This window comes from Streptomyces sp. NPDC034111, assembly GCF_055575375.1.
In genome coordinates, this window is record NZ_JBVIST010000001.1 from 102,260 (window position 1) to 124,819 (window position 22,560).

The following is a 22,560-nucleotide window of genomic DNA, read 5'->3' on the forward strand; positions in this document are numbered from 1 at the left end:
CGCCGCCCAAGCGTAGACGGAATTCTCCGTATCTCGGACGGTTCACCCCCCGGCCGCTTGCCGGTCACCCGCAGAACCTTGACAACTCCCTTCCGCACACCGGAGATTGACGCGCGTAGCGCGCCGGGGTCCGGTGCCGTGCACTCCGTGCCGTGACCCCCTCCATTCACCCCCCATTTCCCCTCGGAGGCATGCATGCCGTCCCGTCGTTCGCTCCGCCGACCGGCCACCGTCAGCGCGGTGACCGTCGCCGCCCTCGCCGGCGGACTGCTGACCGCCACGCAGTCCGCGTCCGCGGCCGGCACCCGGATCCACGACCTCCAGGGCAGCACCCGAATATCCCCGCTGGCCGGGAAGCCGGTCGACGCGGTGCCCGGTACGGTCACCGCGATCCGCGCGTTCGGCTCGTCGCGGGGCTTCTGGGTGCAGGACCCGCACCCGGACGGCAACCCGGCCACCAGTGAGGCGGTCTTCGTCTTCACCGGCAAGGAGACGCCGAAGGTCAGCGTCGGCGATGCGGTCACCGTCTCCGGCACGGTCAGCGAGTACTACCCGGGCGGCAAGGACGCCGGAGCGCAGTCCGTCACCGAGATCACCGGCGCGACCTGGCAGACCGCCTCCGCCGGCAACCCGCTGCCGGCCGCGTTCAAGCTCAACCCGGCCTCGGTGCCGAACCGTTACGCCCCCGACGCGGGCGGCAAGAGCATCGAACCGCTCAAGCTGCGCCCCGGGTCGTACGCACTGGACCGCTTCGAGTCGCTGGAGGGCATGCGCGTCTCGGTCGGTAACGCTCCGGTGGTCGGGCCGACCAGCAAGTACCACGAGCTGTGGGTGACCGCCGAGCCGAAGCGCAACCGTACGGCCCGCGGCGGTACGCTCTACCGCTCGTACGCGGACCCCAACGGCGGCCGGGTCAAGGTGGCGTCCCTGATCCCCTTCTCCCAGCGGCCGTTCCCGGTGGCCGATGTCGGCGACGAGCTGACCGGCACCACCGCCGGGCCGCTGGACTACGACGGCTTCGGCGGCTACTCCCTCCAGGCCACCGAACTGGGCACGCTCACCGACCACGGCCCGGCGCCGGAGACCACCCGCAAGCAGAAGTCCGGCGAGCTGGCGGTGGCCACCTACAACGTCGAGAACCTCTCCCCGGCCACCGCGCAGGCCAAGTTCGACCGGCTGGCGAAGGCGCTGGTGCACAACCTTTCCGCGCCCGACGTCGTCGCCCTGGAGGAGGTCCAGGACGACAACGGTCCGAAGGACGACGGGACGGTCACCGCCGGCGCCACCCTCAAGAAGCTCACCGACGCGATCAAGGCGGCCGGCGGCCCGGCGTACGAGTGGCGGCAGATCGACCCGGCCGACGACCAGGACGGGGGCCAGCCCGGCGGCAACATCCGGGTGGCGTTCCTGTTCAACCCCGAGCGGGTGTCGTTCACGGACATCAAGGGCGGCGACGCGACCACACCGGTCAAGGTGGTCGCCGACCACGGCAAGGCCACGCTGTCCGCGTCCCCGGGCCGGATCGCGCCCGCCGACCCGGCGTGGAAGGCCAGCCGCAAGCCGCTGGTCGGCCAGTTCTCGCTGAAGAGCCGCCCGGGCAGCCGGGTGTTCGTGATCGCCAACCACTTCAACTCCAAGGGCGGCGACCAGGGTCTGGACAGCCGTTTCCAGCCACCGGCCCGCGGTTCGGAGACCCAGCGCACCGCGCAGGCGAAGCTGGTCAACGGCTTCGTCAAGGAGCTGCTGGCCAAGGACCCCAAGGCCGATGTGGTGGTGGCCGGCGACCTCAACGACTACCCGTTCTCGCCGGCCCTGAAGGACCTCACCGCCGGGCGTGTGCTCACCGACCTGGTCGGTCGCCTGCCGGCCGCCGAGCGGTACGGCTATGTCTACAACGGCAACTCGCAGGTGCTCGACCACATCCTCACCAGCCGCCATCTGACCAGGCCGGACTACGACATCGTGCACCTCAACGCCGAGTACGCGGACCAGGCCAGCGACCACGATCCGCAGGTGCTGCGGGTCCGTCCGTAGGGCCGCGGCACGGCCCACGGCGTCACCGCGTGTGAGGGCGCCGTCACCCGACTGGCCCAGGTCCGGGGGCCAAGTGCCGCCGGGGGTGCGGTACTGGGCAGGTAAGCAACATTCGGCGAGACATGAGGAGTCATCATGCCGAAGGCGCAGAACCGTAAGTCGGGTAACAAGGACCGTGCCGCCGAGCGGCGCTCCGACCAGCAGAAGCGGAAGTCGTCGGAGGAGTCCGCATCGGAGCGCACCCAGGACCTGAAGCGTTCGCGGAATGGCCTGACTGACGCGTGATGGGCCTGTGATGCCCGAGCGGCCGTCGTACCGAGAGGTGCGGCGGCCGTTCCGCATGCGCGGGCCGGACACAACGACGTAGCGATCCTTAAGAAATCACGCAGTACAACTAAGTGGACGTGAAACATGATGGGCCCTCACACTCCCGGCATGGACACCCTGACCGCACCCCGCCACCCGTCGTCCGCCGCCGCGCCGTTCGGACGCACGGCGGTCGCGATGATCACCCCGTTCGCCGCCGACGGCGCACTCGACGCCGACGGCGCGCAGCAACTCGCCACCCACCTCGTCGACGAGGGCGGCTGTGACGCACTGGTGCTGAGCGGCACCACCGGCGAGTCCCCGACCACCTCGGACGCCGAGAAGGAGACCCTGCTGCGGGCCGTCGTCGAGGCGGTCGGCGACCGGGCACGGATCACCGCCGGGGTCGGCACCAGCGACACCCACCACTCCGTCACACTGGCCCGCAGCGCCGAACGCGCGGGCGCCCACGGCCTGTTGGTCGTCACGCCGTACTACTCACGGCCCACCCAGGAGGCCGTCGCCCACCATCTGTGCACCGTCGCGGACGCCACCTCACTGCCGGTGCTGCTCTACGACATCCCCGGCCGCACCGGCACCGCGCTGAGCGCCGGCACCCTGCTGCGGCTGGCCGCCCATCCGCGGATCGCGGGGGTCAAGGACTGCGGCTACGACCCGCTGAAGTCGGCGAAGGTGCTGGCCGCGACGGACCTGGCCTACTACGCGGGCTGCGACGAACAGATCCTGCCGCTGCGGGCGCTGGGCGGGACCGGCTGCGTCAGCACCGCCGCCAACGTCACCCCGCGGGCCGTCCGCGCCGTCATGGACGCCTACGACGCCGGGGACACCGCCGCGGCCGCCCGCCGCCAGCTCGCCCTGATCCCCCTGATCGAGGCGGTCACCGGCTCCGAACACCCCGGAACGGTCGCCGTGAAGGCGCTGCTGCGCCACCTCGGCCTGCCCGCCGGTCCGGTGCGCGGCCCGCTGCTGGACGCCGACGACCGGCTCACCAGCCGGCTGGCGGACGCGCTGCGGACGGCCCTGGACCGGACGGCGGATGCGGCTGCGGGTACGACGGTGTCCGCGGCGGCCGGGGCGGCTGTCCCTGGCTAGCCGGGAACTGCCCGGGCGCGGGGCCGAAACCCCCCTGCGCCCCCGGCTGCCCGTACGGCGCCGCGGCCTGCGCCGGCCCGCCCGCGCCCGCGGCCTCGCCGCCCTCCGGTCCCGGCGGCGGCTCCTCCTCCGGCATCAGATCCCGGACGAGGAGCGTCGCGCCGGCCACCGCGCCCGGCATCAGCACCACCGCGACGAACGGGATCAGGAACAGCAGCACCAGCGGGGTGCCGAAGCCGACCGCGAGCGCCTTGCGGCCGCGCAGCAGCCGCAGCCGCTCACGTACCGGGACCTCACGGCGCTGCATCGCCACCGAGGTCAGCTCGACGGCGAGGAAGAAGCCGGAGACGCAGAAGCCGACGGCCGGGATCACGGTCTGGCCGAGGAACGGAACGAAGCCGAGGACGAACAGCAGGATCCCGAAACCGGCGGCCCGCAGCAGCACATGGACGCTGTCGCGCAGGGCGATCCAGATCTCCTGCCACAGCGGCCGGTCCGGGCCCGGCGGGCAGTGCCCCTCGCTCTCCTCGACCTTCTGTGACAGCGACTCGTAGAAGGGGTCGCCGATCAGCAGGGTGACGGCGGTGAAGGTCAGCACGGACAGCATCAGCCCGCCGGCGACCAGCAGGGCCACGAACACTCCGCGCAGCAGCCCCTGCCAGGGCGAGCCCCAGCCGTCGGCGAACGGTGTCGCCCAGGCCGCGATGTCGCCGGACCAGAGGGCGAGCACGGTGAGCACCGCGGCGTACAGCACCAGCGCGATCAGCGCCGGAATCAGTCCGAATCCCCACCAACGGCCGTGCCGGGCCACCCAGCGCTGGCCCTTGCCCAGATACCGCATCCCCGCTACAAGATCACGCATGGCGCAAGCCTATCGGCGCCCGGCGGACGCCGGGACACCGGCAGCACAAGGCAACGGCCCGGCGGATGTCCTCCGCCGGGCCGGTACCGTGTGCCGCTGCTCAGTTGTGGCTGTGCAGGATCTCGTTGAGGCCGCCCCAGACCGCCTTGTTCGGCCGGGCCTCGACCGCGCCGGTGGTGGAGTTGCGGCGGAAGAGGATGTTGTCGCCGCCGGAGAGCTCCAGCGCCTTGACGATCTGGCCGTCGGGCATGGTGACGCGGGTGCCGGCGGTCACGTACAGACCGGCCTCGACGACGCACTCGTCGCCCAGCGCGATACCGATGCCGGACTCGGCGCCGAGCAGGCAGCGCTCACCGATCGAGATGATCTGCTTGCCGCCGCCGGAGAGGGTGCCCATGGTGGAGGCGCCGCCGCCGATGTCGCTGCCGTCGCCGACGACCACACCCGCGCTGATCCGGCCCTCGATCATGGAGGTGCCCAGCGTTCCGGCGTTGAAGTTGACGAAGCCCTCGTGCATGACGGTGGTGCCGGCCGCGAGGTGGGCGCCCAGGCGGACCCGGTCGGCGTCCGCGATCCGTACGCCGGCGGGCGCGACGTAGTCGGTCATCCGCGGGAACTTGTCGACGCTGGTGACCTGGAGATGCAGCCCCTCGGCGCGGGCGTTCAGCCGCACCGTCTCCAGCCGGTCGACGGCCACCGGGCCCAGCGAGGTCCAGGCGACGTTGGACAGCAGACCGAAGATGCCCTCCAGGTTCTGCCCGTGCGGCTTGACCAGCCGGTGGCTGAGCAGGTGGAGGCGCAGATAGCCGTCGTGCGCGTCCAGCGGCTTGTCTTCGAGCGAGGCGATGACCGTACGGACGGCGATGACCTCGACCTCGCGGACCGGGTCGGGACCGATCGCCTTGAGCACGGCGGCGCCCAGCAGTTCGGCGGCGCGGTCGTCCTCCAGGCGCTCGGTGCCGGCGGGGCCGGGCGAGCTGACGAGCTCGGGGGCCGGGAACCAGGTGTCGAGAACGGTGCCGTCGGAGGTGACGGTGGCGAGCCCGGCGGCGACGGCGCCGGTGGTGAGGGAAGCGGAAGCAGCTGCATCGGTCATGTTCGAAACCTAACCGGAGGGCGCCCGCCGAGGCGAACCGGTCTCAGCGATCGGGCCCGGTCCGTACGGTCGCACCACCGGGTTGGTGCGACCGCACGAACCCGCCCGCCGTCCGCCGGTGACCGGGGTCAGGCCAGTACCCCGGCGAGCCCGGCCCGCACCGACGCGGGGTCGAAGGGCTGCCCGGTCAGCAGATGCTGGAGCAGCAGCCCGTCGGTGACCGCCACCACCGCCCGCGCGGTCGGCTCGTCGCCGGTCCGCCGTGCGAGCAGTCGCACCATCGCCTCCAGGCACTCGGCCGCGATCGGCCGCACCGCGGGACGCCGCAGCGCCGCCAGATACAGCTCGTACTCCAGCGTCACCCGCGCGCGGTCCCCGGCCAGGGTCTCCTCGACCAGCGCGGCCACCGCGTCGGCGAGCGGCACGGCCGGGTCGAGCCCGTCCGCCCAGCGCCGGAAGCCGGCCAGCCACTCCCCGTTGACCTGCCGCAGCGCGGCGACCAGCAGCTCGTCGAGGTTCGCGAAGTGGTACGTCGTCGAGCCCAGCGGCACCTGTGCGGCGGCGGCCACCGCACGGTGGCTGAGTCCGGCGATCCCGCGTTCGCCGACCACCGCGATCGCGGCGTCGATGAGCCGCTGCCGCCGGCCGGGGTCGTAGCGCCGGGCCATCAGTGCGCCCCGTCCAGATTGAGCACCACGACCCCGGCGATCACCAGCAGCACCCCGAGGACCTTCAGCGCGCCGGCGCTCTCCCCGAGGAACACGATCCCGATCGCCGCGATCAGGGCCGTCCCGGCACCGGCCCAGATGGCGTACGCGGTCCCGACGCTCATCGACCGCAGCGTCCTGGCCAGCAGCGCGAAGGCGAGCAGATATCCGGCCGCGGTGCCCAGCGACGGCCACAGTCTGCTGAAGCCGTCGCTGTACTTCATCGCGGTGGTGGCGAGGATCTCGCAGAGGATCGCCCAGAGCGTCAGATAGCCCATGCGGACGACGGTACCGAGCGTTGCGTACGGTCGTACACAGCGCCTCGGGTTCAGCCGGACCGGGGCGCCAGCCGTGCCAGGGCCGCGCTCAGCGCCTCGGTACGGGGCCGGTGCCGGGTGTTCTGGAACGCCCTGATCAGCCAGCCGTCACCGTCGGGCTCCCGGGTCAGGACATAGGTCTGGACGGACCGCGCACGGCGGCCGGGCCGGTTCCGCTTCCCCTTCAGTACGGCGCCCCGGGCGTGCAGAAGGGCGACGTCCGGCGTGAGGAACACCAGGTCCGTGATCTCCGCCCAGAGCCGGGACCCCTTCAGAACCCCTTCGAAGAGCCCCCGGTGACCCTCGACCACCCCGGCGCGGCCGGTCAGCCGGCCGCCGTAGAAGGTGAGGTAGTCGGCGTCCTCGGTGAACGAGCGCCCATAGGCCTCGGCGTCGCCCCAGGCCAGCCGGTGCGCCTCGAAGCGCCCCCGGACGGCCGCCGCCTCGCGCTCCGTTGCTGCCGCGCCGCTGGAATCCATGGCTCCCCCTGTGAATCGATGCACTGAATCATTTGCATGCACACATGCAATATATGCAGGTGTGCAAGTATGAGACAAGGGGTTCGGGGCTTCCCCCAAAAAACGTCCACGGTCCGCCCCGGAAGGTGAGCGAGATGTCCGACCCGCAGCGCGACGCCCTGCCGGCCCAGCACGCCGACAGCTACCGCGCCTATGTCACGGCCACCGTGCTGCACGGCCAGGCCGCCGCCGAGGTGCTGGGCCAGCACCCCACCGATCTGTACGCCCTGCACACCCTCGACCTCGCCGGACCGCTCACCACCGGCGCCCTGGCCGAACGGATCGGGCTCTCCCAGAGCGCCACCACCCGCCTCGTCGACCGCCTGGTACGGGCCGGCCGGGCCCGCCGGGCCGCCGACCCCGAGGACCGGCGGCGCGTACTGGTCGAACCGCTGCCACTGCCGCCCGAGGAGGACGAGGCGGCCTTCGGCCCCGCACGCCGCCGGATGGCCGAGGTCTTCCACACCTTCAGCGAGGACGAACTACGGGTCCTCTTCCGCTACTTCAGCGCCGCGGCACCGGCCCTGCGCGACGCCACGGCAGAGACCAAGGGGCTGCCCCAGGGAAAGGGAAGCTGACGGCGCGGCGCCCGGATACGCGAAACGGCCGTGCCCGCCAGTGGTGACTGGCGGGCACGGCCGAAGCGCGGTCCTGCTGCGGGGAAGTCTCAGACGTTGAAGCCCAGCGCGCGGAGCTGTTCGCGGCCGTCGTCGGTGATCTTGTCCGGGCCCCACGGGGGCATCCAGACCCAGTTGATCTTCAGTTCGTTGACGATGCCGTCCGTGGCGGACTTCGCCTGGTCCTCGATGACGTCGGTCAGCGGGCAGGCCGCGGAGGTCAGCGTCATGTCGATGGTGGCGATGTTGGCGTCGTCGATGTGGATGCCGTAGATCAGCCCCAGGTTGACGACGTCGATGCCCAGCTCGGGGTCGACGACGTCGTACAGCGCCTCGCGGACCTCCTCCTCGGAAGCCGGCTTGGTGGTGGTCGGGGTGTCGGTCATGCGGTCTTCGCCTCCTCGGAGAGGGCCTTGGCCGTGGCGTCCTTCCAGGCCATCCAGCTGAGCAGGGCGCACTTCACACGCGCCGGGTACTTGGAGACGCCGGCGAACGCCACCGCGTCCTCCAGCACCTCCTCCATGGCGTCGTCCGGCTCGATCTGGCCCTTGGACTGCATCAGCTCCAGGAAGGTCTCCTGGATCTTCTGCGCCTCACCGAGCTCCTTGCCGACCAGGAGGTCGTTGAGCACCGACGCACTGGCCTGGCTGATCGAGCAGCCCTGCCCCTCGTAGGACACATCCTCAATCGTCGTGCCGTCGAGCCGCACGCGCAGCGTGATCTCGTCGCCGCACGTCGGGTTGGTGTGGTGCACCTCGGCGTCGCCGTCCCGAAGACCGCGCCCATGGGGGTGCTTGTAGTGGTCCAGGATGACGTCCTGGTACATGGAATCCAGCTTCACGGCTCAGTCAGTCCTCGTCCTCATCCGAAGAAGTTGCGGACGTGCTCCAGCCCCTCGACCAGGGCGTCGACCTCGGCCGGGGTGGAGTACAGATAGAACGACGCTCGCGTGGTCGCAGGAATTCCGTAGCGCAGGCAGACCGGACGCGCGCAGTGGTGCCCCACCCGGACCGCTATGCCCTGCTCGTCCAGGACCTGGCCGACGTCGTGCGGGTGGATGTCGCCGAGCGTGAAGGAGATCGTCGCACCGCGCTCCTCGGCCGTGCTCGGGCCGATGATGCGCAGGTCGGGGACCTCCAGCAGCCGCTTGACGGCGTACTCGGTGATCGCGTGCTCATGCGCGGCAATCTTGTCCATGCCGATCGAGGTGAGGTAGTCCACGGCCGCGCCGAGGCCGACGGCCTGGGCGATCGGCGGCGTACCGGCCTCGAACTTGTGCGGCGCCGGGGCGTACGTCGAGGAGTGCATCGAGACGGTCTCGATCATCTCGCCGCCGCCGAGGAAGGGCGGCAGGTCCTCCAGCAGCTCCTGGCGGCCCCACAGGACACCGATGCCGGTCGGGCCGCACATCTTGTGGCCGGTGAAGGCCACGAAGTCGGCCTGGAGCGCCTGCACGTCCAGCACCATGTGCGGGGCGGCCTGCGAGGCGTCGATGCAGACCAGCGCGCCGACCTCCTGGGCCCGGCGGATGATCGTCTCGACCGGGTTCACGGTGCCCATGATGTTGGAGACCAGCGTGAAGGAGACGATCTTCGTCTGCTCCGTGATGATCTCCTCGATGTTGGACAGGTCGAGGCGGCCGTCGTCGGTGATGCCGAACCACTTCAGCTTCGCGCCGGTGCGCTGCGCGAGCAGCTGCCACGGAACGATGTTGGAGTGGTGTTCCATCTCCGTGATGACGATCTCGGTCTCGCGGTCCACCCGGTAGGGCTCATCGGCCCAGCCGAGCATGTTGGCCACGAGGTTCAGCGACTCCGAGGCGTTCTTGGTGAAGATCACCTCGTCGCGGCTGGGCGCGTTGATGAAGGCCGCCACCTTGTCGCGGGCGCCTTCGTACAGCGCCGTGGCCTCCTCGGCGAGCACATGCACGCCCCGGTGGACGTTGGCGTTGTGGCGTTCGTAGTAGGCGTTCAGGGCGTCGAGGACCTGGCGCGGCTTCTGCGACGTCGCCGCGTTGTCCAGGTACACGATCTTCCGCCCGTCGTGGACCTGGCGGTCCAGAAGGGGGAAGTCCTTACGGATCGCCTCTGTGTCGAGGAGGCCCGGCAGCTGTGTCACGCGGTTGCGCCACCCTTCGTGTAAGCCTCGTAGCCCTCCGCCTCCAGCTTGTCGGCGAGCTCCGCGCCGCCGGACTCCGCGATGCGGCCGTCGGCGAAGACGTGGACGTGGTCGGGCTTGATGTAACGGAGAATCCGCGTGTAGTGGGTGATGAGCAGGGTGCCCACCTGGCCCGTCTCGCGGACGCGGTTGACGCCCTCGGAGACGATCCGCAGCGCGTCGACGTCGAGGCCGGAGTCGGTCTCGTCGAGGATCGCGATGGCCGGCTTCAGCAGCTCCAGCTGAAGGATCTCGTGGCGCTTCTTCTCACCGCCGGAGAAGCCCTCGTTGACGTTGCGCTCGGCGAAAGCCGGGTCCATGTTCAGACGCTCCATGGCCTCCTTGACCTCCTTGACCCACAGCCGCAGCTTGGGGGCCTCACCGCGGATCGCGGTGGCGGAGGTGCGCAGGAAGTTGGAGACCGAGACGCCGGGCACCTCGACCGGGTACTGCATGGCGAGGAAGACGCCGGCCCGGGCGCGCTCGTCGACGGACATCTCCAGGACGTCCTCGCCGTCGAGGGTGACGGTGCCGCCGGTGATCGTGTACTTGGGGTGACCTGCGAGGGAGTAGGCGAGGGTCGACTTGCCGGAGCCGTTGGGGCCCATGATGGCGTGCGTCTCGCCCTGCTTCACGGTCAGGTCGACGCCCTTCAGGATCTCGCGCGGGCCGTTCTCGGCCTCGACGGAGACGTGCAGGTCGTGGATCTCAAGCGTTGCCATGGGTGACTCAGGACTCCTGGGTGACGGAGACGAGCACGTCGTCCCCTTCGATCTTTACGGGGTATACGGGGACGGGGCGCGTCGCGGGAAGGCCGTTGGGCTTGCCGGTGCGCAGGTCGAAACTCGAACCGTGCAGCCAGCACTCGATCGAGCAGTCCTCGACCTCGCCCTCCGAGAGGGAGACGTTCGCGTGCGAGCAGATGTCGTTGATGGCGAACACCTCGCCCTCGGTGCGGACGAGAGACACGGGGGTGCCGTCGATCTCCACCCGCTTGGGAGTGTCCTCCTCCAGCTCGCTCAGCGCCGCTGCGCGTACGTAGCTCATACCGCGGACGCTTCCAGCTCGGACTCGATCTTGCTCATCAGGCGCTCTTCGACGTCCGGGAGGCCGATCTGCTGGACCAGCTCGGCGAAGAAGCCGCGCACGACCAGCCGTCGGGCCTCGTCGGCCGGGATGCCACGGGCCATCAGGTAGAACAGCTGCTCATCGTCGAAGCGGCCGGTCGCCGAGGCGTGGCCGGCGCCGACGATCTCGCCGGTCTCGATCTCCAGGTTGGGCACCGAGTCGACCCGCGCGCCGTCGGTGAGGACGAGGTTGCGGTTGAGCTCGTAGGTGTCCGTGCCGGTCGCCGAGGCCCTGATCAGGACGTCGCCGATCCAGACGGCGTGCGCGTCGTCGCCCTGGAGCGCGCCCTTGTAGGTCACGTGGGAGCGGCAGTTGGACGCCTCGTGGTCGACGAACAGGCGGTGCTCGTGGTGCTGGCCCTGCTCGGTGAAGTACAGGCCGTAGAGCTCGGCCTCGCCGCCGGGGCCCGCGTAGCTGATGCGCGGGTGCAGACGGACGAGGTCGCCGCCGAAGGTGACGACCACGGACTTGAAGGAGGCGTCCCGGCCGACCAGGGCGTTGTGCTGCCCGGTGTGGACGGCGTGGTCGTCCCAGTCCTGGACGGAGACGACGGTCAGCTTGGCGCCGTCGCCGAGGAGGTAGTCGATGTTGGCGGCGAGCACCGCGTCACCGGTGTGGTCGATGACGACGACGGCCTCGGCGAACGCACCGAGCTCGATGACCTGGTGGCCGAAGGCGGTGCCGCCGTCCCCGTGCACAGCAATCCGGATCGGCTCGGTCAGCACGGTCTCCTTGGGGACCGAGACCACCGACGCCTTCTCGAAGGAGCTGTACGCCTGGGCGGCGACCCGGTCCACGGGCTTGCCGGCCTTGCCGACCCGCGGGTCGGTGCGGTCGACCAGCTCGTGGGTGACGCCCTCGGGCGCGGTGATGTCGATCTTCAGGTCGGGACCGCCGGCCTCGGCGGAGCCGTCGTGCAGGCCCTTCAGGCGCGCGAGGGGCGTGAAGCGCCACTCCTCCTCGCGGCCGTGCGGCACCGGGAAGTCCGCCACGTCGTAGGACGGCGGGGCGCTCATCCTCGTGGCGACGGTGGACTCCGCGGCCACCGCGATGGAGCCGGTGGTCGTGGAACCCGCCGGGATGTTCTGAGCCTCAGCCATGGCTGTCGTCGTGCTCGCTTTCTGCAATCAGGGAGTCGGTCGCTGCTGGGGGCGGGGCGTCAGCCGACCGCGCCTTCCATCTGCAGCTCGATCAGCCGGTTCAGCTCCAGCGCGTACTCCATCGGCAGCTCACGGGCGATCGGCTCGACGAAGCCGCGCACGATCATCGCCATGGCCTCGTCCTCCGACAGGCCGCGGGCCATCAGGTAGAAGAGCTGGTCCTCGCTGACCTTGGAGACGGTCGCCTCGTGGCCCATGGAGACGTCGTCCTCGCGGACGTCGACGTAGGGGTAGGTGTCCGAGCGGGAGATGGTGTCCACCAGCAGGGCGTCACACAGCACGTTGGACTTGGAGCCCGCGGCGCCCTCGCCGATCTCGACCAGACCGCGGTAGGAGGTCCGGCCGCCGCCCCGCGCCACCGACTTGGAGACGATGTTGGAGGAGGTGTTCGGCGCCATGTGGACCATCTTGGAGCCGGCGTCCTGGTGCTGGCCCTCGCCCGCGAAGGCGATGGACAGGGTCTCGCCCTTGGCGTGCTCGCCCATCAGGTAGACCGCCGGGTACTTCATCGTCACCTTGGAGCCGAGGTTGCCGTCGACCCACTCCATGGTCGCGCCCTCGTAGGCGACGGCGCGCTTGGTGACCAGGTTGTAGACGTTGTTCGACCAGTTCTGGATGGTCGTGTAGCGGCAGCGGCCGCCCTTCTTGACGATGATCTCGACCACCGCGGAGTGCAGCGAGTCCGACTTGTAGATCGGCGCCGTGCAGCCCTCGACGTAGTGGACGTAGGCGTCCTCGTCGACGATGATCAGCGTCCGCTCGAACTGGCCCATGTTCTCGGTGTTGATCCGGAAGTAGGCCTGGAGCGGGATGTCGACGTGGACACCCTTGGGCACGTAGATGAACGAGCCGCCGGACCACACGGCGGTGTTCAGCGACGCGAACTTGTTGTCGCCGACCGGGATGACCGTGCCGAAGTACTCCTGGAAGAGCTCCGGGTGCTCCTTCAGCGCGGTGTCGGTGTCCAGGAAGATGACGCCCTGCGCCTCCAGGTCCTCACGGATCTGGTGGTAGACGACCTCGGACTCGTACTGCGCGGCGACACCGGCGACCAGGCGCTGCTTCTCCGCCTCGGGGATGCCCAGCTTGTCGTAGGTGTTCTTGATGTCCTCGGGCAGGTCCTCCCAGGAGGCGGCCTGCTGCTCGGTGGAGCGGACGAAGTACTTGATGTTGTCGAAGTCGATGCCCGACAGGTCCGAGCCCCAGTTCGGCATGGGCTTCTTGTCGAACAGGCGCAGGCCCTTGAGGCGGAGCTTGAGCATCCACTCCGGCTCGTTCTTCTTCGCCGAGATGTCGCGGACGACGTCCTCGGAAAGGCCGCGCTTCGCCGAAGCGCCGGCCGCGTCGGAGTCGGCCCAGCCGTATTCGTACTTGCCCAGGCCCTCGAGCTCAGGGTGAGCAGTCTCCGTGGGGAGCGTCATGCGGGGTTCCTCCCGGCCGTGCTTGCAGATGCTGTGGTGGTCTTTTGGGGGTGCCCACCGGTGCGGTGAGCGGCCTTGCCGGCCCCGCCCTTCGGGACGAAGGTGGTGCACACCCCGTCGCCGTGGGCGATGGTGGCAAGGCGCTGTACATGGGTCCCGAGCAAACGGGAGAAGACCTCGGTCTCCGCCTCGCACAGCTGCGGGTACTGCTCGGCGACATGGGCGACCGGGCAGTGGTGCTGGCAGAGCTGTTCACCGAGCTGGGAATTGGGCGCGCTGCGCGCCGTAGCAGCGTACCCGTCCGCGGTCAACGCCTCCGCAAGGGCCTGGGTACGGGCCTCCGGATCGGCGTTCTCGACCGCCTCGCGGTAGCCCTCGGCCTGTGCGGCGAACCGTGCGCGGGCGAATGCGGCGACGGCCGCCTCGCCCCGCTCGCCGCCGCCCGCGCTTTGCGCGATCCAGCGCAGCGCGTCCGTGGCGAGCTGGTCGTAGGCCTGGTCGAAGGCGTCCCGGCCGCAGTCGGTGAGGGCGAAGGCCCTGGCCGGACGGCCGCGGCCGCGCGTGCCGTAGACCCGCTTCTCGCGGGGCTCGACGACTCCCTCCGCGGCCAGCGCGTCCAGATGACGGCGGACGGCGGCCTGGGTCAGGTCCAGGCGGACGGCGATCTCGGCCGCGGTGGACGGGCCGTGGTCGAGGATGGAGCGGGCGACCTTGTTGCGGGTGCCCTGCTGCTCGTCGTGCGGGGCCGCGGCGGCCTGCTTCGGCTGCTCGGTCCGCCCGGGCGCGGAGGCGGCCGGCCCGGCGGTCTGATCGACCGCGGGCTCCCGCTGATCCTCGCTCGCGTATTTCACAACGCCATTGTTGCGTAATTCGTCAAAGCGATTCAAGCCTCGTCCAAGGGGTGGGCTGGTGGCCTCTATCACTTAGGCATACCTAATTTCAAGCCCCTTCCGGATGCTCCGAAAGCACGGCCGACCTGCGGTTGTGCGCCTCCGGCGGGCGGCGGGCCGATCATGGCCCGTCCGGCCGGAACGAGCCCGGAAAGAGCGCGGTCCCGCACACCGCCAGACTGATGACCCCTGGGCGCCCGCCGGCACCCACGCCCCCGTGGGGGACTGTCGCCGCTCTCTTCGTAGACTGCCCGCCATGCGCAGCAGCTCCCCGGGGGGCACCCCCCGGACCCCCGCCGTCGAGGTCGTCGGCCTGGTCAAGCGGTACGGGACCAAGACCGCGGTGGACGGGCTCGATCTGACCGTCGCCCGGGGCTCGGTCACCGCCGTACTCGGCCCCAACGGCGCCGGCAAGACCACCACCGTCGAGATCTGCGAGGGCTACCGCCGCCCGGACGCCGGCACGGTCCGCGTCCTGGGCCTGGACCCGGTCGCCGACGCCGCCGAGCTGCGCCCGCGGATCGGTGTGATGCTCCAGTCCGGCGGCGTCTACGCGGGCGCCCGCGCCGAGGAGATGCTGCGGCACACCGCCACCCTGCACGCCCACCCCCTCGACGTCGGCGGCCTGATCGACCGCCTCGGCCTGGGCAGCTGCGGCCGGACGCCCTACCGGCGGCTCTCCGGCGGCCAGCAGCAGCGCCTCGCGCTGGCGATGGCCGTGGTCGGCCGTCCCGAGCTGGTCTTCCTCGACGAGCCGACGGCCGGCCTCGACCCGCAGGCCCGCCGCGCCACCTGGGACCTCGTACGGGAGCTGCGCGCCGACGGCGTCAGCACCGTGCTGACCACGCACTTCATGGACGAGGCCGAGCAGCTGGCCGACGACGTCGCGATCGTCGACGGCGGGCGGGTGATCGCCCAGGGCAGCCCGGACGAGCTGTGCCGCGGCGGCGCGGAGAACAGCCTGCGCTTCACCGGGCGCCCCGGTCTCGACCTCGCCTCGCTGCTCAAGGCGCTGCCCGCGGACAGCGCCGCCACCGAGCTCGCCGCCGGTACCTACCGCGTGCACGGCAAGATCAACCCGCAGCTGCTGGCCACGGTCGCCTCGTGGTGTGCGCAGAACGGGGTGATGCCGGACGCGATAGCCGTCGAGCGGCACACCCTGGAGGACGTATTTCTGGAGCTGACCGGCAAGGAGCTGCGCGTATGACCGCCACCGAGGCCGGTACCGCCGCCGGTACCACCACCGGCACCTTCGCCCCGCGGCCGGGGGCCGCACCGCTGCCCCGGATGATCCGCGCGCAGGCGGCGCTGGAGACGAAGATGCTGCTGCGCAACGGCGAGCAGCTGCTGCTGACCGTGGTCATCCCGACACTGCTGCTGGTGCTGTTCTCCACCGTCGACATCGTCGAGACGGGGCCCGGCAAGGCGGTGGACTTCCTCGCGCCGGGCGTCCTGGCGCTGGCCGTGCTCTCCACGGCGTTCACCGGCCAGGCCATCGCCACCGGCTTCGAGCGGCGCTACGGCGTCCTCAAGCGGCTGGGCGCCTCGCCGCTCCCCCGCTGGGCGCTGATGACCGCCAAGACCTGCTCGGTGCTGGTCACCGAGGTCCTTCAGATCACGCTGCTGACGGTGATCGCCTTTGCGCTGGGGTGGTCCCCGCACGGCAACCCGCTCGCGGTCGTGCTGCTGCTCCTCCTGGGCACGGCCGCGTTCTCGGGCCTGGGCCTGCTGATGGCGGGGACGCTGAAGGCCGAGGCGACGCTGGCCGCCGCCAACCTGGTCTTCCTGCTGCTGCTCGTCGGCGGCGGCGTGATCGTCCCGCTCGACAGGTTCCCGGGGGCGGCGCAGTCCGTCCTGCACCTGCTGCCGGTCTCCGCGCTCTCGGACGGCCTGCGGGACGTCCTCCAGCACGGCGCCGGAACGCCCTGGGCCGACCTGGGGATCCTGGCCGGATGGGCGGTGCTGGGGCTGGGCGCGGCGGCGAAGTTCTTCCGCTGGGAGTAGCCGCGGGACACCGGGGGCACCCCTCGTGAAAGTTTGCACAAGCCGCCGCCTACGATGGCTCCCGTGCCGAATTCGCTGAATCCCCTTGCGCTGATCGCCGACCGCTGGCAGCCGTCCGCGGCCTTTGTGCGACGCGCCGCGCTCGCCACCGTCGTGATGGCCGTGATCATCGTCGTCACAGGCGGCGCCGTCCGGCTCACCCAGTCCGGGCTCGGCTGCTCGACCTGGCCCAACTGCACGCCGGGGAGCCTGACGCCGACCGCCGCGATGGGCATCAACGGCCTCATCGAGTTCGGCAACCGCTTGCTGACGTACGTGCTCTGCGCGTTCGTCGGGCTGTTCATCATCGCCGCCCGTGCCCGGGCCCCCCGGCGCCGCTCGCTCACCCGCCTCGGCTGGGCGCAGTTCTGGATCGTGATGGGCAATGCGGTCTGGGGCGGCATCGTCGTACTGACCGGCCTGAACCCGTACCTCGTCGCCGCGCACTTCCTGCTGTCCACGGCCCTGCTCACGGTCGCCGTGCTGAGCTGGAAGCGGGCGAGCGAGGGCGACGAGGAGCCGCGTGACCTGGTCGCCCGCCCGGTGCGGCAGCTGGCCTGGCTGCTGGTGGGGGCGGCCGGCGCGCTCACCGTCATCGGCACCGTCGTCACCGGCACCGGCCCGCACGCGGGCGACGCCCGCAAGGTCCACCGCATCCCGCTGGACTGGCAGGAGATCACCCAGCTGCATGTCGACTTCGTCTACATCGTCGTCGGCCTGACCGTCGCCCTGTGGTTCACGCTGCGCGCCGTCAAGGCACCGGCCGCCCCGCGCCGGACCCTCCTGGAGCTGGCCGTCTGTATCGCCCTTCAGGGCGTCATCGGCTATGTCCAGTACTTCATGGGCCTGCCCGAACTCGTCATCGGGCTCCACATGATGGGCTCGGCCCTGGTGTGGATCTGTGTGCTGCGGGTCGCCCTGTCGCTGCGCGACCGCGGTCCGCTCCCGGAGGACGGCCCCGCCGCGACCGCGGCCTCCGGTGAGCACGACGAGGCGCCGGCCACTCAGCCGGTCCCGGCCCCCAGCCGGTAGACCCGGCGCGCGGTCCCGGAAGCGATCATCTCCGTGATCCGCCGCCCGTCCTCCGGCCCGCACAGCCCCTCGTCGGTCCACTCCCGCACCAGGCGCTCCATGGCGCGTACGAACGAGCGGGCGCCGGTCACATAGAGCTCGGGCAGCCCGCGGGCGCCCGAGGAGAACAGCAGCTTGCCGAACGGCGCATACGGCAGGGTCTCCTCGGGACAGGGCCCGGCGTCGGCGTAGACATGGGCGTGGGCGGCGGCGAGCTGGGCCGCGCGGCGGTGGTGCGGGGCCGCGGGGAGCAGTACGAGGTCCGCGCCGATACCCGTGGTGGCGTGCAGGAAGGCCGCCAGCGGCCGGGGGTCGGGGCAGTGCAGCTGTACGGGCAGGCCGGTGGCCACCGCGCTCCACAGCAGATGGCGTACGAGGGCGGGGTCGGCCAGCCTGCCGCCGGGGCGACGGGCGCACAGCCAGCGGTCGGCGGCCCGGCGGACCTCACCGGCCTCCGGGGCGTGGCCGTCGCAGTAGGTGGCGCCGGAAGCGAAGGCGGTGGCGTGCTGGGCCGCGGCGTAGAGGGCCTCGGCGGTGTAGCCGATGAAGGAGTCGACGCTGCCGGAGGTGTCGGCGATCTGCTCGGCGAGCGCTTCGACCCGTACGACCTCGTGGGCGCGGGCCTCGGCGGCGGTGGCGATCTCGGTGGCGGACGTCAGCTCGCTGGGGGTACCGGCCTCCAGCAGGAACGTGCCGATGCCCGAGCCGCGCAGCAGCAGCCGGCCGGCCTGGTAGGCGCCCATCTCACGTCTGCGGGCCAGATAGCGGGCCGGCGGACAGTGCGGCTCCAGGCCGAGCAGCGGAGGGCACCAGCGGCGTATCGCCAGGCCGGTGAGGCTGTCGAAGTAGCTGGTGCCGGCGGGGGCCGGGCCGTGGGCGCCGACCGCGGCGGCCAGATGGGTCTCGAAGGAGCCGAGGCCCAGCTCGCCGTGGACCGCGCCGTGGCTGTACTGATCGATGAGCGGGGGAAGTCCGTCCATCCGCCCCTCCTCGCCGTAAGCCCGCCGGGCGAGGCCCAAGCGCCGCGCCTGGTGGGCTTAACGGACGAGGGGGTGGTGAGGTAGCGGGCTCCGCGCGTGGTGTGCGCCCCGGCGGCTCCCTGCGGTGTCAGCCGTTGGCCGGGCCGCCGACCTGGATCCCGGCCATCCGCGACCATTCGTAGCGGCCGGTGCGGACCTTGGCGGCGAGGTCGCCGTCGAAGTCGTCCTGGAGGGTCAGGCCCGCCCTGGCCGCGGCGTCCTTGGCGGTGTCGAAGCTGTCCGCGACGAGGTTGCCCCACTCGCCGTTGGCACCGACGAGGGCGATCCGGGTGCGGCCGCGGCCGATGTGCGCGAGCTGGCCCTCGGCGCTGCCGCCGTGGGAGTCGGCGAAGGCGCGGATCTGCTTGGCGAGCCGGGCCGCGTGCTTGGCGGCCCGCTTGTCGGCCGTGGTGCCCGCCGTCGCACCGGCCGTCGTCTCCGCCTGCTGGGTGTCTGCCATGACCCCATGCTACCCGCGAGTACGGCGCTTTGCGGAGGTGATCCCCCACACCTCCTCAGCGCAGGAAGGGATCCACGGCGACCGCGACGAAGAGCAGGGAGACATAGGTGATGGACCAGTGGAACAGCCGCATCTCCTTGAGCTTGGGCCCGGTGATCCCGGCCTTGGCCCGGGACTGGAGGGCGTGCGCCTCCTTGAGCCAGAAGGCGCCGCAGGCGAGCGCGACCGCGGTGTAGAACCAGCCGGTGTAGCCCAGCGGCTGGAGCAGCAGCGAGACGCCGACCATCACCCAGCTGTAGGCGACGATCTGGCGGGCCACGGCCTTGTTGCCGGCGATGACCGGCAGCATCGGCACGCCGACCCGCTCGTAGTCGTCCTTGGCCTTCATCGACAGCGGCCAGTAGTGCGGCGGCGTCCAGAAGAAGATGACGAGGAAGAGGACGAACGCCGCCCAGGAGACCGAGTTCGTCACCGCGGACCAGCCGATGAAGACCGGCATACAGCCCGCGATGCCGCCCCAGACGATGTTCTGCGCGGTGCGGCGCTTGAGGATCATCGTGTAAACCACGACGTAGAAGAGCAGCGCACCGAGCGACAGCATCGCCGACAGCGGGTTGACGAGGAACCAGAACCAGGCGGTGGAGCCGACCGTGAGCGCGGTGGCGAAGACCAGGCACTCGCGGGGCGAGACCATGCCGGTCACCAGGGGACGCTGCGAGGTGCGGTCCATCAGGGCGTCGATGTCACGGTCGACGTACATGTTGTAGGCGGCCGCGCCGCCGGCGGAGAGATAGCCGCCGACACAGGTCGCCAGCACGAGCCACAGATCGGGGACCCCACCGGCCGCCAGGAACATCACCGGCACCGTCGTCATCAGCAGCAGCTCGATGACGCGCGGCTTGGTGAGCGCCACGAACGCGCCCACACGGGCCCCGAGCGGGCGGTGACCTGGACCCTCGGGGCTCTGGGAGAGCTCCCCCACAGCCTGAACGGCGTGGGAGGTGCCCCCATCCGCAGGACGGGAATCGACGGCCGTCACGCACACCCCTGGAAGTAACATCAGCGGCTCCCGCCGCGGAAGAGATAAGGCCTGCAAGCTCTTCCGGCCGTGAAGATCCGGTAACTGCTTGCGCGTACCACGCCACTTTAGACGTTGGCCATACGGCGGCATTCGCGGGGGTCGGGTCGTGTTGGGAGCCGGAGCGCGCGAGGGCGCCGGGATCTTTCCCCGGGCGTTCGCCCGCCGTTCGGGAGGCGAAGGCCACCACCGCCCGGCAGTCTGGTCGTAAGGCCGTCGCGTCCGGCCCGGAATACGAGAAGTCCCGGTTTGGTTGCGCAAAGCGACGGGCCCCGTGCCACCACCCACCGATTGAGCGCCGAAAACACCGACTGAGCGTCGAAAAGGCGCACGGACTTGCGGGGGTAGGCTCGACACCGCCTGGCGGACATACGGTCCGTGGCATTCGACATGTGGAGAGGAGCCCTGACTCAGGGTGAGCACCAAGCCGACCACCACAGATTTCGAGTGGACCGAACTGGACCAGCGGGCGGTGGACACCGTCCGCGTCCTGGCCATGGATTCCGTGCAGAAGGTCGGAAACGGCCATCCTGGTACGGCCATGAGCCTGGCTCCCGCCGCGTACGTGCTGTTCCAGAAGCTCATGCGGCATGACCCTGCGGACGCGGACTGGACCGGCCGTGACCGGTTCGTCCTCTCCGCGGGCCACTCCAGCCTGACCCTCTACATCCAGCTCTACCTGGCCGGCTACGGCCTGGAGCTGGACGACCTGAAGGCCTTCCGTACGTGGGGCTCCAAGACCCCGGGCCACCCGGAGTACGGCCACACCACCGGTGTGGAGACCACCACAGGACCGCTGGGCCAGGGTGTCGCCAACGCCGTCGGCATGGCGATGGCGGCGCGCTACGAGCGCGGTCTGTTCGACCCCGACGCGGCGCCGGGCACCTCGCCCTTCGACCACACCATCTACGTGATCGCCGGTGACGGCTGCCTCCAGGAGGGCATCTCCGCCGAGGCCTCGTCCCTTGCGGGCCACCAGAAGCTCGGCAACCTCGTCCTGCTGTGGGACGACAACCACATCTCCATCGAGGGCGACACCGAGACCGCGGTCTCCGAGGACACCCTCAAGCGCTACGAGGCCTACGGCTGGCACGTCCAGCGCGTCGAGCAGCTGCCCAACGGCGACCTGGACCCGGCCGGTCTGGCCAGGGCTCTGGAGGCCGCCAAGGCCGAGACCGGGCGCCCGTCCTTCATCGCGGCCCGCTCGATCATCGCCTGGCCTGCCCCCAACGCGCAGAACACCGAGGCCGCGCACGGCTCGGCGCTGGGTGACGAGGAGGTCGCGGCCACCAAGCGCGTGCTGGGCTTCGACCCCGAGAAGTCCTTCGAGGTCACCGACGAGGTCCTGGCGCACACCCGCGCCGCCCTCGACCGCGGCCGGGACGCCAAGAAGGAGTGGGAGAAGTCCTTCGCCGCCTGGCGCACCGCCAACCCGCAGCGCGCCGCGGAGTTCGACCGCATCGCGGCGGGCGAGCTGCCCGAGGGCTGGGAGGAGCACCTGCCGGTGTTCGAGACCGGCAAGGCCGTGGCCACCCGTGCCGCGTCCGGCAAGGTGCTGCACGCCCTCGGCGCGGTGATCCCGGAGCTGTGGGGCGGCTCGGCCGACCTGGCCGGCTCGAACAACACCACGATCGACAAGACCTCGTCGTTCCTCCCGGCGGACAACCCGCTGCCGGAGGCCGACCCGTACGGCCGCACGATCCACTTCGGCATCCGTGAGCACTCCATGGCCGCGGAGATGAACGGCATCGCGCTGCACGGCAACACCCGCATCTACGGCGGCACCTTCCTGGTGTTCTCCGACTACATGCGCAACGCCGTCCGGCTGTCCGCGCTGATGCACCTGCCGGTGACGTACGTGTGGACGCACGACTCCATCGGTCTGGGCGAGGACGGCCCGACCCACCAGCCGGTCGAGCACCTGGCCTCGCTGCGCGCCATTCCGGGCCTGAACATCGTCCGCCCGGCCGACGCCAACGAGACCGCCATCGCCTGGCGCGAGATCCTCCGGCGCTGGACCAAGGAGTACGGCGTGGGGGCCCCGCACGGCCTGGCGCTGACCCGTCAGGGCGTGCCGACGTACCCGGCCAACGAGGATGCCGCCAAGGGTGGTTACGTCCTCTTCGAGGCCGAGGCCGACGGGCAGGACACCACGCCGCAGGTCGTGCTGATCGGCACCGGCTCCGAGGTGCAGCTCGCCGTCGCGGCGCGCGAGCAGCTCCAGGCCGAGGGCATCGCGACCCGTGTGGTGTCGATGCCGTCGGTGGAGTGGTTCGACCAGCAGGACCAGGCCTACCGCGACAGCGTGCTGCCGCCGTCCGTCAGGGCGCGGGTCGCCGTCGAAGCCGGTATCGGCCTGACCTGGCACCGCTTCACCGGTGACGCCGGACGCATCGTGTCGCTGGAGCACTTCGGCGCCTCGGCCGACGGCAAGGTCCTCTTCCGCGAGTTCGGCTTCACCGCCGACGCGGTCGCCGCCGCCGCCCGCGCCTCGCTCGAATCCGCCTCGGAGCTGGCAGCCGCCGCGCGCTGACGCACGTACACAACCAGTAGGAGATGCAGA

The 22,560-nt window shown here is 70.9% G+C and carries 24 protein-coding genes; 8 read left to right on the top strand and 16 right to left on the bottom strand.

The window, feature by feature from the left end; genetic code table 11:
* The first annotated feature begins 195 nt into the window (after nt 1–195).
* The 3 genes from ACZ55A_RS00505 (at nt 196) to dapA (ending at nt 3,453) form a co-directional block, all read left to right on the top strand.
* Nucleotides 196–2,034: an endonuclease/exonuclease/phosphatase family protein gene (locus ACZ55A_RS00505; protein ID WP_468830900.1), complete on the top strand. Its 1,839-nt coding sequence runs from the start codon at nt 196–198 to the stop codon at nt 2,032–2,034.
* Between the two features lie 135 nt (nt 2,035–2,169).
* Nucleotides 2,170–2,319, top strand: coding sequence for a hypothetical protein (locus ACZ55A_RS00510; protein ID WP_468830903.1), 150 nt, complete (start codon nt 2,170–2,172; stop codon nt 2,317–2,319).
* Between the two features lie 150 nt (nt 2,320–2,469).
* On the top strand, nt 2,470–3,453 hold the full coding sequence (dapA, locus tag ACZ55A_RS00515) for a 4-hydroxy-tetrahydrodipicolinate synthase (protein WP_468830906.1): 984 nt from the start codon (nt 2,470–2,472) through the stop codon (nt 3,451–3,453).
* Here dapA and ACZ55A_RS00520 read toward each other — a convergent pair.
* The 5 genes from ACZ55A_RS00520 to ACZ55A_RS00540 form a co-directional block, all read right to left on the bottom strand.
* Nucleotides 3,347–4,315: an EI24 domain-containing protein gene (locus tag ACZ55A_RS00520; protein ID WP_468830909.1), complete on the bottom strand. Its 969-nt coding sequence runs from the start codon at nt 4,313–4,315 to the stop codon at nt 3,347–3,349. The genes dapA and ACZ55A_RS00520 overlap by 107 nt on opposite strands.
* 100 nt (nt 4,316–4,415) lie before the next feature.
* Nucleotides 4,416–5,411 (bottom strand): 2,3,4,5-tetrahydropyridine-2,6-dicarboxylate N-succinyltransferase, encoded by a 996-nt coding sequence (dapD, locus tag ACZ55A_RS00525; RefSeq protein ID WP_468830912.1) that lies wholly within the window; start codon nt 5,409–5,411, stop codon nt 4,416–4,418.
* A gap of 128 nt (nt 5,412–5,539) precedes the next feature.
* On the bottom strand, nt 5,540–6,079 hold the full coding sequence (locus ACZ55A_RS00530) for a TetR/AcrR family transcriptional regulator (protein ID WP_468830915.1): 540 nt from the start codon (nt 6,077–6,079) through the stop codon (nt 5,540–5,542).
* Nucleotides 6,079–6,396 (bottom strand): DMT family transporter, encoded by a 318-nt coding sequence (locus ACZ55A_RS00535; protein ID WP_468830918.1) that lies wholly within the window; start codon nt 6,394–6,396, stop codon nt 6,079–6,081. The genes ACZ55A_RS00530 and ACZ55A_RS00535 overlap by 1 nt, the downstream gene beginning before the upstream one ends.
* A gap of 50 nt (nt 6,397–6,446) precedes the next feature.
* A complete protein-coding gene (locus ACZ55A_RS00540; RefSeq protein WP_468830921.1) occupies nt 6,447–6,914 on the bottom strand; it encodes an SgcJ/EcaC family oxidoreductase in 468 nt (155 codons plus the stop codon).
* A 134-nt stretch (nt 6,915–7,048) separates the two neighbouring features.
* Here ACZ55A_RS00540 and ACZ55A_RS00545 point away from each other — a divergent pair, with 134 nt between their 5' ends.
* Nucleotides 7,049–7,531: a MarR family transcriptional regulator gene (locus ACZ55A_RS00545; protein ID WP_468830924.1), complete on the top strand. Its 483-nt coding sequence runs from the start codon at nt 7,049–7,051 to the stop codon at nt 7,529–7,531.
* 89 nt (nt 7,532–7,620) lie between these two features.
* On the opposite strand, the gene ACZ55A_RS00550 is transcribed toward ACZ55A_RS00545, so the two are convergent.
* The 8 genes from ACZ55A_RS00550 to ACZ55A_RS00585 are packed head-to-tail and all read right to left on the bottom strand — an operon-like array spanning nt 7,621 to nt 14,287.
* Nucleotides 7,621–7,956: a metal-sulfur cluster assembly factor gene (locus ACZ55A_RS00550; protein WP_033270552.1), complete on the bottom strand. Its 336-nt coding sequence runs from the start codon at nt 7,954–7,956 to the stop codon at nt 7,621–7,623.
* Nucleotides 7,953–8,411, bottom strand: a complete 459-nt coding sequence (sufU, locus tag ACZ55A_RS00555; protein ID WP_468830928.1) for a Fe-S cluster assembly sulfur transfer protein SufU — start codon at nt 8,409–8,411, stop codon at nt 7,953–7,955. The genes ACZ55A_RS00550 and sufU overlap by 4 nt, the downstream gene beginning before the upstream one ends.
* A gap of 20 nt (nt 8,412–8,431) precedes the next feature.
* Nucleotides 8,432–9,688, bottom strand: a complete 1,257-nt coding sequence (locus ACZ55A_RS00560; protein WP_468830931.1) for a cysteine desulfurase — start codon at nt 9,686–9,688, stop codon at nt 8,432–8,434.
* The gene (gene sufC / locus ACZ55A_RS00565; RefSeq protein ID WP_467660527.1) at nt 9,685–10,449 is read right to left on the bottom strand and encodes a Fe-S cluster assembly ATPase SufC; all 765 of its coding nucleotides are present in this window, start codon (nt 10,447–10,449) and stop codon (nt 9,685–9,687) included. Before sufC ends, ACZ55A_RS00560 begins: the two co-directional genes overlap by 4 nt.
* Before the next feature lie 7 nt (nt 10,450–10,456).
* On the bottom strand, nt 10,457–10,774 hold the full coding sequence (locus tag ACZ55A_RS00570) for a non-heme iron oxygenase ferredoxin subunit (RefSeq protein WP_466416009.1): 318 nt from the start codon (nt 10,772–10,774) through the stop codon (nt 10,457–10,459).
* A complete protein-coding gene (sufD, locus tag ACZ55A_RS00575; RefSeq protein ID WP_468830936.1) occupies nt 10,771–11,955 on the bottom strand; it encodes a Fe-S cluster assembly protein SufD in 1,185 nt (394 codons plus the stop codon). The genes ACZ55A_RS00570 and sufD overlap by 4 nt, the downstream gene beginning before the upstream one ends.
* Before the next feature lie 59 nt (nt 11,956–12,014).
* The gene (sufB, locus tag ACZ55A_RS00580; protein WP_384442200.1) at nt 12,015–13,436 is read right to left on the bottom strand and encodes a Fe-S cluster assembly protein SufB; all 1,422 of its coding nucleotides are present in this window, start codon (nt 13,434–13,436) and stop codon (nt 12,015–12,017) included.
* A complete protein-coding gene (locus tag ACZ55A_RS00585) occupies nt 13,433–14,287 on the bottom strand; it encodes a helix-turn-helix transcriptional regulator (RefSeq protein WP_468830939.1) in 855 nt (284 codons plus the stop codon). The genes sufB and ACZ55A_RS00585 overlap by 4 nt, the downstream gene beginning before the upstream one ends.
* 295 nt (nt 14,288–14,582) lie before the next feature.
* Between ACZ55A_RS00585 and ACZ55A_RS00590 the strand changes: the two genes are divergently transcribed.
* The 3 genes from ACZ55A_RS00590 to ACZ55A_RS00600 all read left to right on the top strand — a co-directional run bounded on the left by ACZ55A_RS00590 (nt 14,583) and on the right by ACZ55A_RS00600 (nt 17,401).
* On the top strand, nt 14,583–15,533 hold the full coding sequence (locus ACZ55A_RS00590) for an ABC transporter ATP-binding protein (RefSeq protein WP_468830942.1): 951 nt from the start codon (nt 14,583–14,585) through the stop codon (nt 15,531–15,533).
* Complete coding sequence (locus tag ACZ55A_RS00595; protein WP_468830945.1) at nt 15,530–16,330, top strand: ABC transporter permease; 801 nt, start codon at nt 15,530–15,532, stop codon at nt 16,328–16,330. Before ACZ55A_RS00590 ends, ACZ55A_RS00595 begins: the two co-directional genes overlap by 4 nt.
* A 63-nt stretch (nt 16,331–16,393) precedes the next feature.
* Nucleotides 16,394–17,401: a COX15/CtaA family protein gene (locus tag ACZ55A_RS00600; RefSeq protein WP_468830948.1), complete on the top strand. Its 1,008-nt coding sequence runs from the start codon at nt 16,394–16,396 to the stop codon at nt 17,399–17,401.
* On the opposite strand, the gene ACZ55A_RS00605 is transcribed toward ACZ55A_RS00600, so the two are convergent.
* The 3 genes from ACZ55A_RS00605 to ACZ55A_RS00615 form a co-directional block, all read right to left on the bottom strand.
* Nucleotides 17,374–18,420, bottom strand: coding sequence for an amidohydrolase (locus ACZ55A_RS00605; protein WP_468830951.1), 1,047 nt, complete (start codon nt 18,418–18,420; stop codon nt 17,374–17,376). The two genes, ACZ55A_RS00600 and ACZ55A_RS00605, sit on opposite strands and share 28 nt — an antisense overlap.
* Before the next feature lie 127 nt (nt 18,421–18,547).
* Nucleotides 18,548–18,919 carry a hypothetical protein gene (locus ACZ55A_RS00610; protein WP_468830954.1) on the bottom strand — a complete coding sequence of 124 codons (372 nt, stop codon included), beginning with the start codon at nt 18,917–18,919 and terminating at the stop codon, nt 18,548–18,550.
* A gap of 55 nt (nt 18,920–18,974) precedes the next feature.
* Nucleotides 18,975–19,958, bottom strand: a complete 984-nt coding sequence (locus ACZ55A_RS00615) for a heme o synthase (protein WP_468830957.1) — start codon at nt 19,956–19,958, stop codon at nt 18,975–18,977.
* 454 nt (nt 19,959–20,412) lie between these two features.
* On the opposite strand from ACZ55A_RS00615, the gene tkt reads away from it, so the two are divergent.
* The gene (tkt, locus tag ACZ55A_RS00620; RefSeq protein ID WP_468830960.1) at nt 20,413–22,530 is read left to right on the top strand and encodes a transketolase; all 2,118 of its coding nucleotides are present in this window, start codon (nt 20,413–20,415) and stop codon (nt 22,528–22,530) included.
* Nucleotides 22,531–22,560 lie beyond the last annotated feature (30 nt).